Genomic DNA, 15,296 nt, shown 5'->3' on the forward strand with positions numbered 1-15,296 from the left:
TGCTATGAAAGGTCCTTTCCTTGCAAATTTTGCAAGGAAAGGACCTTTCATAGCGTTGGTGAGCGCTACCCGACCCGCCGCTTCACATGCTCCGGCACCGTCCACTCACCGACGAGATCCGCCGACGGCTCCGGCTCACCGAACACGGTCCGCACCGGCAGCACCCCCGCCCACGAGAGATCGGCCGCGACCTCGTCCTCGGGATCGTCGGGCCCCTCGCCGCGCATCTTCACCGAAGCCTCGGTGAGGTCCAGCTCCAGCACCGAAACGGACGCGAACTCCTTCGCGTTGACGTCCCTCGCGTGCTCCCACGAACCGGGCGCGAGGTGGTCGGTCAGCACGTGGAGGCCGTGCATCTTGCGTTCGCGATCGGTGACCGCGGCCGCCTTGCCCAGGATCACCGCGCTGCGGTAGTTCATCGAGTGGTTGTTGACCGAGCGCGCGTAGACGATGCCGTCGAGCAGGGTCACCGTGACACAGACCTCGACGCCGTCGGAATCGCGCATACTCCGCGCGCCGGTCGATCCGTGCAGGTAGAGCGTGTCGCCGTCGCGTCCGTAGCCGGTCGGGATGACCAGCGGGACGCCGTCGCGCACGACACCGAGGTGGCAGATCAGGCCTTCGTCGAGCACCGAGTAGAGCGCCGAGCGGTCGGTGAGGGCGCGGTTCTTCTTGCGGCCGAGGGTGGTCCTGTCGGTAGGTGAGAGCGGGGTGGACATGCGAGTAGTCTCACCCCCGTGAGTGGCCTGTAATAATGTCCAATTCTCCTATACTTGAGAAGGCCACTTCGGGAAGTGCGGAGTACACCATGTCCGACACCGCTCTGCCGGTCAGTCTCGACCGCGATTCGCTCGTCCCGCTCGCGGTCCAGCTGGCCGACGCGTTGCGCGCGGCCGCGGGCGACGGACATCTGCGCGGCGGCGACAGGCTGCCTTCGACCAGAGCACTCGCGAGCCGTCTCGGCGTCAGCCGCACGGTGACGTCGGCCGCGTACGAACAGCTTCACGCGGAGGGCTGGATCGCCGGCCGTCACGGCTCCGGCACGTACGTCACCACCACACCGCCCGCGGACAGGCCGTCGAAAGGGCCCGCGCCGGGCACCCCCGCCGCCCCGCCCACGCTGGTCGACCTCACCCCGGGCGTCCCGTGGGCCGACGGCATCGAGAAAGCCGCCTGGCGTCGCGCGTGGCGGGCCGCCGCGGACCCGCGCCCGACCTACCGCGAGGACAGGGCGGGCCTGCCCGCGTACCGGGACGCCGTGTCCGAGCATCTGCTGCGGCACCGCGGCCTCGCCGCCGGAACGGTGCTCGCGACCGGCGGCACGACGGCCGCGGTGATCGAACTCGCGGGCGCGATGCTCTCGCGCGGTGACCGGGTCGCGATCGAGGAACCGGGCTACCAGCGCGCGGTGCAGGCGTTCCGGCGGGCGGGGATGGAGGTCGTGCCCGTCCCGGTCGACGAAGAAGGGCTGCGCCCGGACGCCGTCCCCGCGGACGTTCGCGCGGTGTACTGCTCACCCGCGCACCAGTACCCGCTCGGCAGCCGGATGAGCGCCTCCCGCCGCGTCGACCTCGTCGAACTCGCGCGCGACAACGGCATGCTGGTGATCGAGGACGACTACGACGGGGAGCTGCGGTTCGACGTCGCGCCGCTGCCGCTGCTGGCCGCGCTCGCGCCCGACGTCGTCGCGCATCTCGGCACCACGAGCAAGATCCTCACCCCGGCGCTGGGCGCGGGCTGGATGGTCGCGCCGTCCCAGGTCGCGGCCGCGGTACTGGAGTACCGCGAAGCGACCGGGACGCGTCCTTCGCCGGCGGGGCAGCGGGTGCTCGCCGAGCTGGCGCGGCACGGCGATCTGGGGCGCCACCTGCGGAAGCTCCGGCGGGAACTGTCGGAGCGCCGCTCCCTGGTCTCGGCCGCGCTGACGTCGGCGGGGATCCCGGTGCTCGGCGACGACGCGGGCGCGCATCTGGTCGTCCCGTGCGGCTCGGCGGCCGACGAGGCGGCCCGGATGGCGGCGGCGGAACGCGCCGGGATCCGGCTCGACGGGCTGGCCCGGCATTTCGCCGGGACGCCGACGGTGTTCGGGAACCTCATCGGCTACGCGGGCTGTTCGCGCGAGGCGCTGCGATCCGCGCTGAAACCGCTGATCGCCGTGCTCGCTTGACCTCCAGCGAACTGGAGGTCATAGCTTGCGATCATGCGTGAGATCAGAGTGTCCCGGTTCGGTGATCCCGGAGTCCTGGAGCAGGTCGAAGTGCCGACCCCCGAACCGGCGGAGGGTGAGCTCCGCGTCGCGGTGACGGCGGCCGGGGTCGGCTGGCTCGACGCCCTCATCCGGCGAGGTGAAGGTCCCGACGTGTTCGCGGTCGAGCCGCCGTACGTACCGGGCGGGTCGGTGGCGGGCACCGTCGACGCGGTGGGTGCCGGAGTCGACGAAACCTGGCTGGGCAAGCAGGTCCTCAGCCACGCGCCCGGCGGCTACGGCGGGGGATACGCGGACACGGTCGTCGCGCTGCCGGAAGACACCTTCCCGATTCCGGACGGGCTGGATCCGCGGCACGCGGTGGCCCTTTTCGACGACGGCAGCACCGCGCTGGCGTTGCTGGAGAAGACTCCGGTCAGGGCAGGCGAGCGGATCCTGGTGGCGCCCGGCGTCGGCGGGCTCGGCAGCGTGCTGGTGCAGCTCGCCCGCGCGGCGGGCGCGATCGTCTTCGCGGCGGTCCGCGGCGACGAAAAGGCGGCGATCGCGCGGAAACTGGGGGCCGAGCCGGTCGACTACTCGGCGGTGGACTGGACGGGAGACGTCCTCGCCCTCACCGGCGGCCACCGGCTGGACGTGGTCTTCGACGGCGTCGGCGGCGAACTCGGCGCCGCCTCGCTGGCGTTGCTGAAGAACGGCGGCCGCTTCTCCGGCTACGGCATGTCCAGTGGCGCGGAGACCGTGATCGGCGACGCCGACCGCGGCCGGCTGTCCGTTGTGGACATGGCGCAACAAGTGCTGCGGCAGGCGGCCGACGGGAAGCTGACGCCGATCATCGGCCGGACGTACCCGCTGGCGGAGGCGTCCGCCGCGCACTCGGACATCGAGGCGCGGCGGTACACCGGCAAGAGCCTGCTCCTGCCCTGAGCGCTCAGAACCGCAGCGGCACCGGGGGGAGATTGGCGGCGATGACCTCGGAAACGGTCTGAAGCGGCCCCGTCCCCGCGGTGTTCGGCACGGTGAGCGCCGTGTAGACGGGACGATCCACCACGAACCACGTCGCGGTGCCCTCACCCTCGACCTGCAGCCACTGGACGCCGTTGATCGTCCGCAGCTGCGAGGTCCGGGTGAGCTCCGGCGGCTTGCCGAGACCGCAGCGCAGGACCACCGGGTCGCCGGTGCCCCAGCCGATCGTCGCCTCGGGGGCGGGATCGGCCAGCTTGCGCCGGACCAGCGTGTTACCGGACGACGTGAGCTCGTGCGGGAGCGCGCCGACGAGTTTCGCGCATTCGGGTGACCCCGACTGAGGCGCCGGGACCGGGACGAGCGGGAGCGGACCGTCGGCGGCCGGGGCGCCGGATTCCGCGCCGCGGGTCAGCCCGAAGACGGCCACGCCCGCGACGAGCAGGATCGCCAGGCAGGCGGCCGCGATCAGCAGGGGTTTCGGCGGTGCGCCGGTGTCCGTGTCAGCCACCGGACAACTACACCACTTCGGAATTTCGGTGGTGAACCCGCGTCCGCGATCGACGTCGGCAGGACGCTGTCCGGTCGTTCACGTCGCCGGTGCGGAGTGCATCCTCAGCTCCGCCGACAGGCACTCACAGATGAACGACCGGGCAGGTCAGCGTCCGCGTGATGCCTTCCACGTTCTGCACCTTGGCGACCACGAGCTGACCCAGCTGATCGACGGTGTCGGCAGCGGCCTTGACGATGACGTCGTACGGGCCGGTGACATCCTCCGAACTGGTGACACCGGAGATGGTGGAGATCTCCGCGGCGACCGCGGCGGCTTTGCCGACCTCGGTCTGGATGAGGATGTATGCGTGGACCACGGCGCGCCCCTTCGTAAAAGTCGGCTCAAGGTAGGAACGTTGTAGCAACGTATCGCCAGCCCCGGGAAAAACCTAGGGCTTCCGACTATCGGTGATCGATATTTGTCCGGACAAGGGAAAGTGGAGGTGACGGGTGTCACCGAACGACGGCACGGTCGCCGGGACCGGTGAATTCCGGTTGATCGAGGCGGTGACCGCCGGCCGGAAACAGCCGGAGACGACACTGCTCGGACCGGGGGACGACGCGGCCGTCGTGGCCAGCCCGGACGGGCGGACGGTGGCCTCCACCGACGTGCTCGTGCAGGGCGTCCACTTCCGGCTCGACTGGTCCAGCGCCGAGCAGGTGGGGCGCAAGGCGGTCGCGGTGAACCTCACCGACATCGCCGCCATGGGCGCGCGCCCGACGTCCGTCCTCATGGGATTCGCGTGCCCCTCGGACACACCGACGGCACTCGTCACCGAACTCACCCAGGGCATGTGGCTCGAAGCCGACCGCGCGGGGATCGGGATCGTCGGCGGCGACATGGTGCGCGCCGACCAGATCGTGATCAGTGTCACCGCCCTCGGCGACCTCGGCGGCAGGGAACCGGTGACGCGGTCGGGCGCGCGGCCCGGCGACGTCGTCGCGGTCTGCGGGCGGCTCGGCTGGGCGGCGGCCGGGCTCGCCGTGCTCGGGCGGGGTTTCCGCTCGCCGGTCAGCGTGGTCAACGCGCAGCGTTGTCCCGAACCGGACTACGAGGCGGGTATCCGCGCGGCCGACGGTGGCGCGACGTCGATGATCGACGTGTCCGACGGGCTCCTGTCCGACCTCGGCCACATCGCCGAGGCCTCCGGTGTCGGGATCGATGTCCGGACGGCGGACCTCGACGTGTCGAGCAGGCTGACCGAGGTCGGCACCGCCCTCGGCGCCGACCCGCTGAAATGGGTCCTCACCGGCGGCGAGGACCACGCGTTCGCGGCCACCTTCCCCTCCTTCGCCGATCTGCCGGAGGGCTGGACCGAGATCGGCGTCGTCACCATGCCGGATTCGGGGGTGACGGTGGACGGGAAGCAGTACGGGCACGACAGCGGCTGGCAGCACTGGCGCTAGGAGCGTGGGGCCCACCAGGTCGACTCCGCGGCGGCGGTGAAGCCGAGGGATTCGTACAGCGGTTTGCCCAGCCGTGACGCGGTGAGGGTGACCGGCAGCTCCGCCAGCGGGGCGAGGGAGCCGAGCATCACGGCTCGTCCCACGCCCCGCGAGCGGAAGGCGTCCGGCGTGCCGACCCAGTAGTGGCTGCCGAAGCCGTTGTCGACGACGGTGACGCACGCCCCGGCGACTTCGCCGTCGAGCCGAGCGATGAACATCTCGACGCCCGGCTGGTCGAGGATGGCCGTGGGGAACATCTCGCCCGGCCGGAAACGCGCGAGTTCGAAGGCTTCGGTCACCACGCGTTCGGCCGCCCGCAGGTCCGCTTCCTCGCGCACCCGGACCACCTCCATCGCGGGTTCGGCGACCGGGGCGGGTGAGCGCAGCATGACGGGCATCTGCCAGCTGCGCATCTCCCCGAGATGGTTCAGATCGGTGGCGCTGAAGGGATCTTCGGCCTCCACCGGCCCTGTAGCCCGTGCGGCGAGCTCGGTGATTTCCGCCAGCTCGCCGTCGGTGAGGGCCGGCTCTTGGAGCAGGACGCGCAATCCCGCGCGCTCGTCACCGGCCACGGCGAGGAAACCCCGGCGGTGGATCACTTCGTGGCCGCGGGACCGGCCGGTCGCGGCCCAGAAGGCGGCGGAATTGCGTGCCTGGCGCAGGGGAGCCTCGGCGAGGCCGGTGATGGACGTCTCGATCGACATGACCGCAATCTACTTTGGGGAATGGCAAGTCTTCTCGCTAATCTCGCGCCCATGGACCTTCGTGTGCTGGCCTACGACCACCCCGACGCGGTGAAACTGCTGGCCGAAGCGCAGCTCGAACTCGCCGCCCGGTACGGCAGCGAAGACGAGACACCGATGGACGCGGCGCAGTTCGCCCCGCCGAGGGGGCTGTTCATCGCCGCCTACCTCGACGACGTCCCGGTCGCGTGCGGTGCCTGGCGGGCGCACGATGGGCCGGAACCCCTGTTGCCGGGTGATGCCGAGATGAAACGGGTGTTCGTGATGGCTTCGGCGCGAGGGCGCGGATTGGCGAGGGCGATCCTCGCCGATCTGGAGCGGACGGCCGCCGAGGCCGGACGGCTGCGCATGGTGCTGGAGACCGGCGACAAACAGCCGGAGGCCATCGCGCTGTACGAATCGTCCGGATACCGGGAGATCCCGGGTTTCGGGTACTACAAGGACGAGCCGGAAAGCATCTGCTACGGCAAGCCGCTGGTCTAGGAGAACGCATGCCGATCTACGCACTGGGCGACCTCGAACCCTCGATCCACCCGGACGCCTATGTCCACCCCGACGCGACGGTGATCGGCGACGTCCGGATCGCGGCGTTCGCGTCGGTGTGGCCGCAGACCGTGCTGCGCGGCGACCACGGGTACATCGAGATCGGCGAGCGGTCCAACGTCCAGGACGGCTGCGTCCTGCACTGCACCCGCAAGGAGCCGACGATCATCGGGAAGTCGTCCGCCGTCGGGCATTCGGTGCACATCGAAGGCGCGCGGATCGGTGAGGGTTGCCTGATCGCGTCGGGATCGGTGGTGCTGAACGGAACCGTCGTCGAGGACGGCGGGATGGTCGGCGCGGGCGCGGTTCTCTCCTATGGGTCCCATGTGGACAGTGGACATATCGCGCTCGGCGTCCCGGCGAAGACGCGGCCGAACACTTCGTTCGGGCCGGACATGATCAAACTGGTCGTCGACGGCTACGTCGAGCGTGCGGCGAGGTTCCGGGTCGAACTCCGGCGACTCGACGGACGTGAGTAAGCTCGCACGCCGTGACCGCACGACCGCTGCAGGACATCGTCGAAGCAGGCTGGGCGCAGGCCCTCGAACCGGTGGCGCCGCAGGTCGCCGCGATGGGGGAATTCCTCCGCGCGGAGATCGCCGCGGGCCGGACCTATCTCCCGGCGGGTGAACACGTGCTGCGGGCCTTCCAGCAGCCGTTCCACGACGTGCGGGTGCTGATCGTCGGCCAGGACCCGTACCCGACGCCCGGGCACGCCGTCGGGCTGAGCTTTTCGGTGGCGCCGGACGTCCGGCCGATCCCGAAGAGCCTGATCAACATCTACAAGGAGTACTGCGAGGACCTCGGGCACCCGCTGCCGTCGAACGGGGACCTGACGCCCTGGGCCGACCAGGGTGTCCTGCTGCTCAACAGGTCGCTGACCGTGCAGCCAGGGAAGTCGAACTCGCATCAGGGCAAGGGCTGGGAAGCGGTCACCGAGCAGGCCATCAAGGCCCTCGCCGCCAGGGACGAGCCGATGGTGGCGATCCTGTGGGGCCGCAACGCGCGGAACCTGAAGCCGATGCTGGGGAAGGTGCCGTGCATCGAGTCGGCGCACCCGAGCCCGCTTTCGGCGCACGCCGGCTTCTTCGGCTCGCGCCCCTTCAGCCGGGCGAACCAGCTGCTGGAGCAGCAGGGCGCCGGTCCTGTGGACTGGAAGCTCCCCTGACGTTCACGCGCGTCCGTGACGGCCGCTCCCCAGTACATGAAGGACCCCTTCCTGTACCTAGGCGCAAGGAAGGGGTCCTTCATGTACTTCGGGAAGGTGCGAAGGTGAGGCGCGTGGGAATGCTCCGCGGAACGGAACGCCCAAGCACCACCCCATAAAAAATGGCGGGCGCTCCGAAGAGCACCCGCCATTCCCCAAAAACCCGGCTCAGCCGCGAACGACCTTGCCTGCCTTGATGCACGAGGTGCAGGCGTTCAGGCGCTTGCGCTGGGACAGACCGATCTTGGCGTGAACGGTCTGGATGTTCGGGTTCCACCGGCGGTTGGTACGCCGGTGGGAGTGCGAGACCGACTTGCCAAAGCCCGGTCCCTTGCCACAGACGTCGCACACGGCAGCCACGTCGAACTCCTCTGGATCTGGGACAAAGAATGACGCGCCCAGCACGCTGGGCAACTCGACCATAGTAACCAGTGGCTCAGAGCCCTCCGGCACCGGGTCGATACCCTCGCTGGAACAGCTAGGAGGTTACGCGGTGCGGGTGCTGGACGTGGCGGCGGTGTCGGCCTGGTCGGCGGCCTGTGTGCACAGCTTGGCGGTGCTCCGGCCGGCGATCGACGGCATCAACGTCTACCCGGTCGCCGACTCCGACACCGGCTCCAACCTGCTGTTCACCATGACGGCGGCCCGTGACGCGCTGGCGGAGGCCGACCCGGCGACGACCGCCGAGGCGCTGTCGGCGTTCGCCAAGGGCGCGGTCGCCGCGGCGAAGGGCAACTCCGGCGTGATCATGTCGCAGGTCGTGCGCGGGATCGCCGAGTCGGCGGCCGCGAGGGAAATCGACGGGCCCGGCCTCGCGGAGGCGCTCGGCTGCGCGGACAGGGCGGCCACGGGCGCGGTGAGCCGTCCGGTGGCCGGGACCATCCTGACCGTCCTCCACACCGTCGCCGCAGCTGTCCGTGACGAGACAGGGTCACTCGAAGAGGTGGCCGCCGCGGCGGCGAGCGTCGCCGCCGAAGCCCTCGAAGAGACCCCGAAGCAGCTTCCGGTCCTGGCGGTGGCCGGGGTGGTCGACGCGGGCGCCCGCGGGCTCGTCGCGGTCCTCGACGCTCTTTCCGGCGTGATCTCCGGCGGCCTCACCGAGCCGGAGCACCCGCTCGAGGCGCATCACCATCACCCGATCGAGTCGCCGACGGCCTGGGAGGTCATGTACCTGCTCGACGACGTCGACGAAACCAGTCTCCCCGGGCTTCGCAAGACCCTCAGCGGCCTCGGCGACAGCGTCACGGTCGCCGGGGACGGCGCCGGCGCGTACGCCGTCCACGTCCATTGCGCGGACATCGGCGCGGCGCTGGAGGCCGGGATCGAGCTCGGCCGCCCCCGCCGGGTCCGGGTCGAGCCGCTGATCACGCCCACCCCGGTCGAGGTCGGCGGCGGCATCGACCGTTCGGTGGTCGCCGTGGTCCACGGCGGGCCGCTGGCCGAACTCCTCCGCGCGGAGGGGGTCGCGGTGCTTTCGGTCCCGCACGGCGTCCAGCCGACGGTCGAGGAGATGCTGGGCCTGATCAACGAGGCCGCCGGGCATCACGTCACCGTCCTTCCCGGCGGTCAGGAGCTGACCGCGGCGGCCGACGCGGCCGCGAGCCACGCGATGGCCGCGGATCGCGACGTCGTCGTCATCCCGTGTGTGTCACCCGTCCAGGTGCTCGCCGCGCTGGCCGTCCACGACCAGGATCGCCGCACCAACGACGACGTGGTCGCGATGGCCGAAGCGGCCGCCGCCACGAGGCGTGGCGAACTGAGGATCGCGCAGGAGGAGTCGCTAACCTGGGTGGGCCGGGCGCAGGCCGGTGACGTCGTCGGCCTCGTCGACGGCGAGGTCGTGCTGATCGAGCCCGCGCCCGCCTCGGAGACGAGCCTGGTCGCGGCGGCGGTCGGCGTGCTGAACCGGATGCTGGCCCTCGGCGGCGAGCTGGTCACCGTGCTGACCGGGCTCGACGCGCCGGTCCGGCTGCCCGGCGAGCTGGCCGACCAGCTGCGCCTGGAACATCCCGAGGTCGAAGTGACGAGTTACGCGGGCGGCCAAACCGACGCCGTGCTGCTGATGGGGGTGGAGTGACCGCATGACCAACCTGCGCGCGGACCTCAAGCTGGTCGTCGGCGCGGCGACGGCGAAGGCACTCGCCAAGGGCCTCAAGATCGAGACGGTCAGCGACCTCCTGCGCCACTACCCGCGCCGGTACGCCGAGCGCGGCCAGCTCACCGACATCGCCGGGCTCGAACTCGGCGAGCACGCCACCGTGATGGCGCGCATCGAACGCGTCAACAAGCGCCGGATGAAGGCACGCAGCGGCACCCTGCTCGAAATGGTGATCACCGACGGCAAACGTCGTCTTCAGTGCACCTTCTTCAACCAGGCCTGGCGCGAAAAGGAACTCGTGCCCGGCAAGAACGGGCTCTTCGCGGGCAAGGTCACCGCGTTCCGCGATGTCCTGCAGCTGGCGAACCCCGAGTACGAACTCTTCGACGCCGATCGTCAGGCCGAGGCGATGGACGACTTCCTCGCCGAGATCATCCCGGTGTACCCGGCGGCGCAAGGGATCCCGACCTGGGTGATCGCCAAGGCCGTCCGGCAGGTGCTGGACGTGCTGGAGGTCGACGAGGACCCGATGCCGATCGAGCTGCTCGCCCGGTACGGCCTGCCCAGCCTGGAGAGCGCGCTGCGCGGCATCCACCGCCCGTCGAGCTGGCAGGCGCTGAACTCCGCGCGCGACCGGCTCAAATGGGACGAGGCCATGGCCGTGCAGCTGATCTTCGCGCAGCGCAGGCATTCTTTGGTCTCGCGGCCCGCGAAAGCCTGTCCGCACACCGAGGGCGGCATCCTCGACGCCTTCGACAAACGGCTCCCGTTCGCGCTGACGTCGGGCCAGCAGGAGATCGGCGACGAGATCGCCCGTGATCTGTCCACCGAGCATCCGATGAACCGCCTGCTGCAGGGCGAGGTCGGTTCCGGTAAGACCGTGGTCGCGTTGCGCGCCATGCTGCAGGTCGTCGATTCCGGGCGGCAGGCGGCGATGCTCGCGCCGACGGAGGTCCTCGCCGCGCAGCACGCCCGGTCGCTGCGCGAGATGCTCGGCGACCTCGGGCAGGCCGGTGAGCTCGGCGGCGCGGAGAACGCGACGCGCGTGACCCTGCTGACCGGGTCGATGGGCGCCAAGGAACGCAAGAAGGCGTTGCTGGAGACGGTCAGCGGCGAGGCCGGGATCATCGTCGGCACGCACGCGCTCATCCAGGACACGGTGTCGTTCGCGGATCTCGGCCTGGTCGTGGTCGACGAGCAGCACCGCTTCGGGGTGGAGCAGCGGGACGCGCTGCGCTCGCGCGGCGCCGACGAGACCAGCCCGCACGTGCTCGTCATGACGGCGACGCCCATCCCGCGCACGGTCGCGATGACCGTCTACGGCGATCTGGAGATCTCCGCGCTGCGCGAGATGCCGGTCGGCCGGTCGCCGATCAAGACGTCGGTCGTGCCGGTCGCGGAGCGGCCCGCCTGGCTGGACAGGGCGTGGCAGCGGGTCCGCGAGGAATGCGGCAAGGGCCACCAGGCGTACATCGTCTGCCCGCGTATCGGCGACGAACCGGCGTCGGACAAGGGCGACAAGCGGCCCGCGCTGGCGGTCCTCGACGTGGCGCCCGAGCTGGCCGAGGGACAGTTGAAGGGTCTGAAGATCGGGGTCCTGCACGGCCGGATGCCCGCCGACGACAAGGACGCCGTGATGCGGGCGTTCTCCGCGGGTGACCTGGACGTGCTCGTCGCCACCACCGTGATCGAGGTCGGCGTGAACGTGCCGAACGCGACCGCGATGGTGATCATGGACGCCGACCGGTTCGGCATCAGCCAGCTGCACCAGCTGCGCGGACGGGTCGGCCGGGGCAGTGTGCCGGGGCTGTGCCTGCTGGTCACCGAGACCCTGGACGGGACGACCACCCGCGAGCGGCTGGCCGCCGTCGAGTCCACGACGGACGGTTTCGAACTGTCCAGAATGGACCTGGAGCTGCGCCGCGAGGGCGACATCCTCGGTGCCGCGCAGTCGGGGAAGAAATCGACCCTGAAGCTGCTGTCACTGCTGCGCGACGAGGACGTCATCGCCGAGGCGAGGGCCCGCGCGTTGGAAATCGTCGAAAAGGACCCGGCTCTGGGGAATTACTTGGGGCTGGCGCATATGATCGCCGACGTCGTCGACGAAGATCGCGTGGAGTACCTGGAAAAAAGCTGACGTGACCATCTCTGCCCGATCGGACCTTGCCGACGGGCCGGCCGAGGGGTTCCCTTGTTCTGCACGGGCGAGGGAGGCCGGGGATGACGTCAGCGGTTCGTGTCCAGCTCGGTGAGGACGGGGCCGACGCCGAGCGCGTCGACCAGCTCACCGGGTACCTCCGAAGCGAACTCATCGATCGCGGGGTCGCCGAGGTCAAGGCGCTGCCCGCCGGTCCGCCGCCACCCGGCTCACGCGCGTTCGACGTCGCGACGGTGGGCGGGCTGCTGGTCACGCTGGGCCAGTCCGCCGAGGGACTGCGTTCGGTCGTCGCGGCCGTGCGGGAATGGCTTTCGCGCGGCGGACGGGTGAAGCGCACGGTGCGGCTGGAGATCGACGGCGACGTGCTGGAGTTGTCCGAAGCGACGATCACCGATCAGGACAAACTCGTCGATCTCTTCGTGAGCAGGCATTCGGCGTCATGACCGGCGAGCGGCGTGCCCTGATCATCGCCAACGGGGAGTACGACAACCCCGGGCTGAGCGCGCTGCGATCCCCGGCCGCCGACGCGGAGGCGCTCGCCGAGGTCCTCGCCGATCGCGACATCAGCGAATTCGACGTCCAGGTGGTGCGCGACGAGACCGCGCACGTGATCGCGGGCCGGGTCGAGGACCTGTTCGCCGACAGCGCGCCCGACGACGTCCTGCTGGTGCATTTCTCTTGCCACGGCCTGAAAAGCGAGTCTGGTGAGCTGTTCTTCGCCGCCCGCAACACCCGGCCGGAGCGGCTCGCGTCGACCGCCGTCCCCGCCGATTTCGTCCAGCGCTGCATGCGGATGAGCCGGTCGCGGAGCATCGTCCTCCTGCTGGACTGCTGCTACGGCGGCGCCTTCAGCCAAGGGGTCGCCGTGCGCGCCACCGGCGAGGCCAACGTGCTCGACGCGTTCCCGGCCGGCGGTTTCGGCGGACGTGGCCGTGCGGTGATCACCGCGTCGAACTCCATCGAGTACGCCTTCGAGGGTGACCAACTCGCCGACGACCACGTCCGTCCGTCGGTGTTCACCTCGGCACTGGTCGAGGGACTCCGGACCGGCGACGCGGACCGCGACGAGGACGGCTGGGTCGCGCTCGGCGAACTGTACGACTACCTGTTCGACAGTGTCCGGGAGCGGAACCCGAACCAGACGCCCAGCCGCGACATCGAGATGCAGGGCGAGCTGTATCTGGCCCGGAGCAGGCGCCGCCGGATCAAACCGTCGCCGGTCCCGGCCGATCTGCGCGCGGCGAGCGAGGACCAGAACATGTTCACCCGCCTCGGCGCGGTGACGGAACTCCAGCGGCGGCTGATGAGCGAGAACCTCTCCGTCGCCATCGGCGCGCACGAAGTGCTCACCACGATGGCGCAGACGGACATCCAGCACATCGCCGAGGCCGCCGACCTGGCGCGGCGGGAAGCGCGAGTGCGAACCGAGCCCGAGGTGGTCCGGTTCGGTGAGGTCGTCCGGGGATCGTGGCCGGTGGCGCGTCTCCGGCTGGAGGGCCCGCCGATCGCGCGGGCGTGCCGGTTCGCGTCTTCGCATTCCTGGCTGCGGGTGACCGAAGACGGCGACGGGGCCGAGATCGTGCTGGACCAGGCGGAGCTCGGGGCGTTCGAGGCGCGGGTGACCGTGACCGGGCCGACCGGCGAGGTGGTGGTGCGGGTCGAGGGACAGGTCGTCCAGGAACCCGTGCCGGAACCGCGGCCGGTGCACACGCCCGCGCCGGCTCCGCAGCCTTCGAGGAAACCTGAACCGGTCTTGCCCGCCCGGCCGAAGCCCGACCCGTTCGCCGTCGCCGCCGGGCTGCTCGCCGTCACGGCCGCGGCGTACCTGGTGGTCATCGCGTTCGCGCTCAGCAGCAGTGTGGAGGACTTCTTCGAGGACGGCGGCTGGACCGTCCTGCCGCTGGTCGCCTTCGCGATCGGGGCGGGGATCGCGATGTTCCTGCCGAAGACACGCCGGATGACAGGGCCGGGAACGCTGTGCGGACTGGCGCTGCTCGCGGCGATCCCGTCCGGCCCGGTCCTCCTCGTCCTCGCCGACGGCTGCCTGATCGTCGCGGCCGTCTGCGCGCTGGTGGCTGTCCGGCGTGACCGGAGTTTCCGGCTCGGGCTGGGGAAACCGCGGGACGGCCTGGCCGTCGCGGCCATCGTGTCGGCGCTCCTCGGCGCGCTCGGCCTCGTCATGGAGGCCGTCGAGATCATCGGCTACTCGTCGAGCCGGGCCGACGAGGGGGCGATCTATCTCGTTGTCTCGGTCACGCTCCTCATCGGCACGATGCTCGGCGTGCTCGTGCGGCCGTCGGCGTTCGGAATCGCGTTCCTCGGCGGCGTGGCCGGAGGCGGCATCGTCATGGTGTGCATGCTTTTCTACGCGATGCCGAGTAGTTCGAGCGTGACCGGGGCGGGCTGGGGGATCGCACTGTCGATGGTGCTCGCGCTCGCCGTCGTGACCGGTCTCGCCGCCCGCAAAGAGAACGGCTGACGATGGCCACGATCCGCCCCGCGACCGTCGAGGACGCCTGGCCGATCGCCGAGGTGAACGTGCGATCGTGGCAGTCGGCGTACCAGGGCCTGCTACCCGAGCTGTATCTACGCGATCTTTCCGTCGAAGGCCGGGCCGCTCGATGGCAGCGGACCCTCGCCGATCCCGCCAACCAGGGCGACATCCTGGTCCTGGTCGAAGACGGAACGCTCCTCGGCTTCACCGCCGTCGACCGGATCCGCGGCGAACTGCGCGCGATCTACCTCGACCCGGATCGCTGGGGCATGGGGCTGGGCAAGATGCTGCTCGACACCGCCGTTGCCGCTCTGCGGGAATCGGGGCACCGCGAGGCGACACTCTGGGTGCTCGACACCAACGAGCGTGCCCAGCGTTTCTACGCGGCAGGGGGATGGGTGCCGGACGGGGCGACGAAGACCGACACCATGCCCGGCGAGGACGTCACGCTTTCCGAAGTGCGCTACCGGATCGACCTCGTCAGCGGCTGAACCAGGCGCTTTCCTCGGGTTTGTTGAGGACGACGATGACGCCGACGGCGATGCCCATCCCGATCAGCTGCGTGATCGCCCCGCCGTTGACCAGGCTGACCAACCCCATGATCACGACCAGTCCCTCCACGGCGATGACCGTCGGCCGTACCCACCGCGAGCCGTGGGAAATCCTTAGGGCGCAAGCGATCAGCACGACGGCGACCACGAAACCGAGGATCGCCAGCGCCAACGCGAGACCGGCCTCCTCGTTGCCGTGTTCGAGCTCGTTGATCGCGAGGGTGGTCACGAGCGCGCTCGCGAGGACGTTGAGGACCGCTTGCACCCAAAGGAAACCGCGGACGAGCTTGAGCCTGCCCGGCATCTCGACGTTCCGGACTTCCTCGGTCATGACTGTC

At 70.3% G+C, this 15,296-nt stretch carries 17 protein-coding genes; 11 read left to right on the forward strand and 6 right to left on the reverse strand.

From position 1 onward, the window contains the following. Positions 1–65 precede the first annotated feature (65 nt). Positions 66–719: a pyridoxamine 5'-phosphate oxidase family protein gene (locus ACFVM3_RS30210; RefSeq protein ID WP_378443341.1), complete on the reverse strand. Its 654-nt coding sequence runs from the start codon at positions 717–719 to the stop codon at positions 66–68. Positions 720–808: 89 nt separating this feature from the next. Between ACFVM3_RS30210 and ACFVM3_RS30215 the strand changes: the two genes are divergently transcribed. Both ACFVM3_RS30215 and ACFVM3_RS30220 read left to right on the forward strand, forming a co-directional pair. Beyond that, entirely contained in the window at positions 809–2,167 is a 1,359-nt protein-coding gene (locus ACFVM3_RS30215; RefSeq protein ID WP_378443342.1) for a PLP-dependent aminotransferase family protein, read from the forward strand. A gap of 33 nt (positions 2,168–2,200) precedes the next feature. Continuing rightward, positions 2,201–3,130 (forward strand): zinc-binding dehydrogenase, encoded by a 930-nt coding sequence (locus ACFVM3_RS30220; protein ID WP_378443343.1) that lies wholly within the window; start codon positions 2,201–2,203, stop codon positions 3,128–3,130. A 4-nt stretch (positions 3,131–3,134) separates the two neighbouring features. Here ACFVM3_RS30220 and ACFVM3_RS30225 read toward each other — a convergent pair whose 3' ends face one another. Further along, positions 3,135–3,677: a DUF3515 domain-containing protein gene (locus ACFVM3_RS30225; RefSeq protein ID WP_378443344.1), complete on the reverse strand. Its 543-nt coding sequence runs from the start codon at positions 3,675–3,677 to the stop codon at positions 3,135–3,137. Between the two features lie 124 nt (positions 3,678–3,801). Continuing rightward, positions 3,802–4,035: an Lrp/AsnC ligand binding domain-containing protein gene (locus ACFVM3_RS30230; protein ID WP_005160289.1), complete on the reverse strand. Its 234-nt coding sequence runs from the start codon at positions 4,033–4,035 to the stop codon at positions 3,802–3,804. Between the two features lie 133 nt (positions 4,036–4,168). Between ACFVM3_RS30230 and ACFVM3_RS30235 the strand changes: the two genes are divergently transcribed. After that, positions 4,169–5,125 carry a thiamine-phosphate kinase gene (locus ACFVM3_RS30235; protein ID WP_378443345.1) on the forward strand — a complete coding sequence of 319 codons (957 nt, stop codon included), beginning with the start codon at positions 4,169–4,171 and terminating at the stop codon, positions 5,123–5,125. On the opposite strand, the gene ACFVM3_RS30240 is transcribed toward ACFVM3_RS30235, so the two are convergent. Further along, on the reverse strand, positions 5,122–5,868 hold the full coding sequence (locus ACFVM3_RS30240) for a GNAT family N-acetyltransferase (RefSeq protein ID WP_378443346.1): 747 nt from the start codon (positions 5,866–5,868) through the stop codon (positions 5,122–5,124). The genes ACFVM3_RS30235 and ACFVM3_RS30240 overlap by 4 nt on opposite strands. A 51-nt stretch (positions 5,869–5,919) precedes the next feature. Between ACFVM3_RS30240 and ACFVM3_RS30245 the strand changes: the two genes are divergently transcribed. From ACFVM3_RS30245 to ACFVM3_RS30255, 3 genes are read left to right on the forward strand one after another with little or no spacing between them, the layout of a single operon-like run. Next, the gene (locus ACFVM3_RS30245) at positions 5,920–6,390 is read left to right on the forward strand and encodes a GNAT family N-acetyltransferase (protein ID WP_192742791.1); all 471 of its coding nucleotides are present in this window, start codon (positions 5,920–5,922) and stop codon (positions 6,388–6,390) included. An 8-nt stretch (positions 6,391–6,398) separates the two neighbouring features. After that, on the forward strand, positions 6,399–6,929 hold the full coding sequence (locus ACFVM3_RS30250) for a gamma carbonic anhydrase family protein (protein WP_378443347.1): 531 nt from the start codon (positions 6,399–6,401) through the stop codon (positions 6,927–6,929). 11 nt (positions 6,930–6,940) lie between these two features. Then, positions 6,941–7,618, forward strand: a complete 678-nt coding sequence (locus ACFVM3_RS30255) for a uracil-DNA glycosylase (RefSeq protein ID WP_034320386.1) — start codon at positions 6,941–6,943, stop codon at positions 7,616–7,618. Positions 7,619–7,825: 207 nt separating this feature from the next. Here ACFVM3_RS30255 and rpmB read toward each other — a convergent pair whose 3' ends face one another. After that, the gene (rpmB, locus tag ACFVM3_RS30260) at positions 7,826–8,017 is read right to left on the reverse strand and encodes a 50S ribosomal protein L28 (protein WP_007031450.1); all 192 of its coding nucleotides are present in this window, start codon (positions 8,015–8,017) and stop codon (positions 7,826–7,828) included. Between the two features lie 133 nt (positions 8,018–8,150). Between rpmB and ACFVM3_RS30265 the strand changes: the two genes are divergently transcribed. The 5 genes from ACFVM3_RS30265 (at position 8,151) to ACFVM3_RS30285 (ending at position 14,898) form a co-directional block, all read left to right on the forward strand. After that, positions 8,151–9,734, forward strand: a complete 1,584-nt coding sequence (locus ACFVM3_RS30265; RefSeq protein ID WP_378443348.1) for a DAK2 domain-containing protein — start codon at positions 8,151–8,153, stop codon at positions 9,732–9,734. A 4-nt stretch (positions 9,735–9,738) separates the two neighbouring features. Then, the gene (recG, locus tag ACFVM3_RS30270; RefSeq protein WP_378443349.1) at positions 9,739–11,892 is read left to right on the forward strand and encodes an ATP-dependent DNA helicase RecG; all 2,154 of its coding nucleotides are present in this window, start codon (positions 9,739–9,741) and stop codon (positions 11,890–11,892) included. Positions 11,893–11,975: 83 nt separating this feature from the next. After that, positions 11,976–12,356 carry a hypothetical protein gene (locus ACFVM3_RS30275; protein WP_378443350.1) on the forward strand — a complete coding sequence of 127 codons (381 nt, stop codon included), beginning with the start codon at positions 11,976–11,978 and terminating at the stop codon, positions 12,354–12,356. After that, positions 12,353–14,392: a caspase family protein gene (locus ACFVM3_RS30280; protein WP_378443351.1), complete on the forward strand. Its 2,040-nt coding sequence runs from the start codon at positions 12,353–12,355 to the stop codon at positions 14,390–14,392. The genes ACFVM3_RS30275 and ACFVM3_RS30280 overlap by 4 nt, the downstream gene beginning before the upstream one ends. A 2-nt stretch (positions 14,393–14,394) precedes the next feature. Continuing rightward, positions 14,395–14,898, forward strand: coding sequence for a GNAT family N-acetyltransferase (locus ACFVM3_RS30285; RefSeq protein ID WP_378443352.1), 504 nt, complete (start codon positions 14,395–14,397; stop codon positions 14,896–14,898). Here the strand turns inward: ACFVM3_RS30285 and ACFVM3_RS30290 are convergent. Continuing rightward, entirely contained in the window at positions 14,888–15,289 is a 402-nt protein-coding gene (locus ACFVM3_RS30290; RefSeq protein WP_378443353.1) for a hypothetical protein, read from the reverse strand. The two genes, ACFVM3_RS30285 and ACFVM3_RS30290, sit on opposite strands and share 11 nt — an antisense overlap. Between the last annotated feature and the right edge of the window lie 7 nt (positions 15,290–15,296).

Source organism: Amycolatopsis sp. NPDC057786, assembly GCF_042797905.1.
Taxonomy (GTDB): domain Bacteria; phylum Actinomycetota; class Actinomycetes; order Mycobacteriales; family Pseudonocardiaceae; genus Amycolatopsis.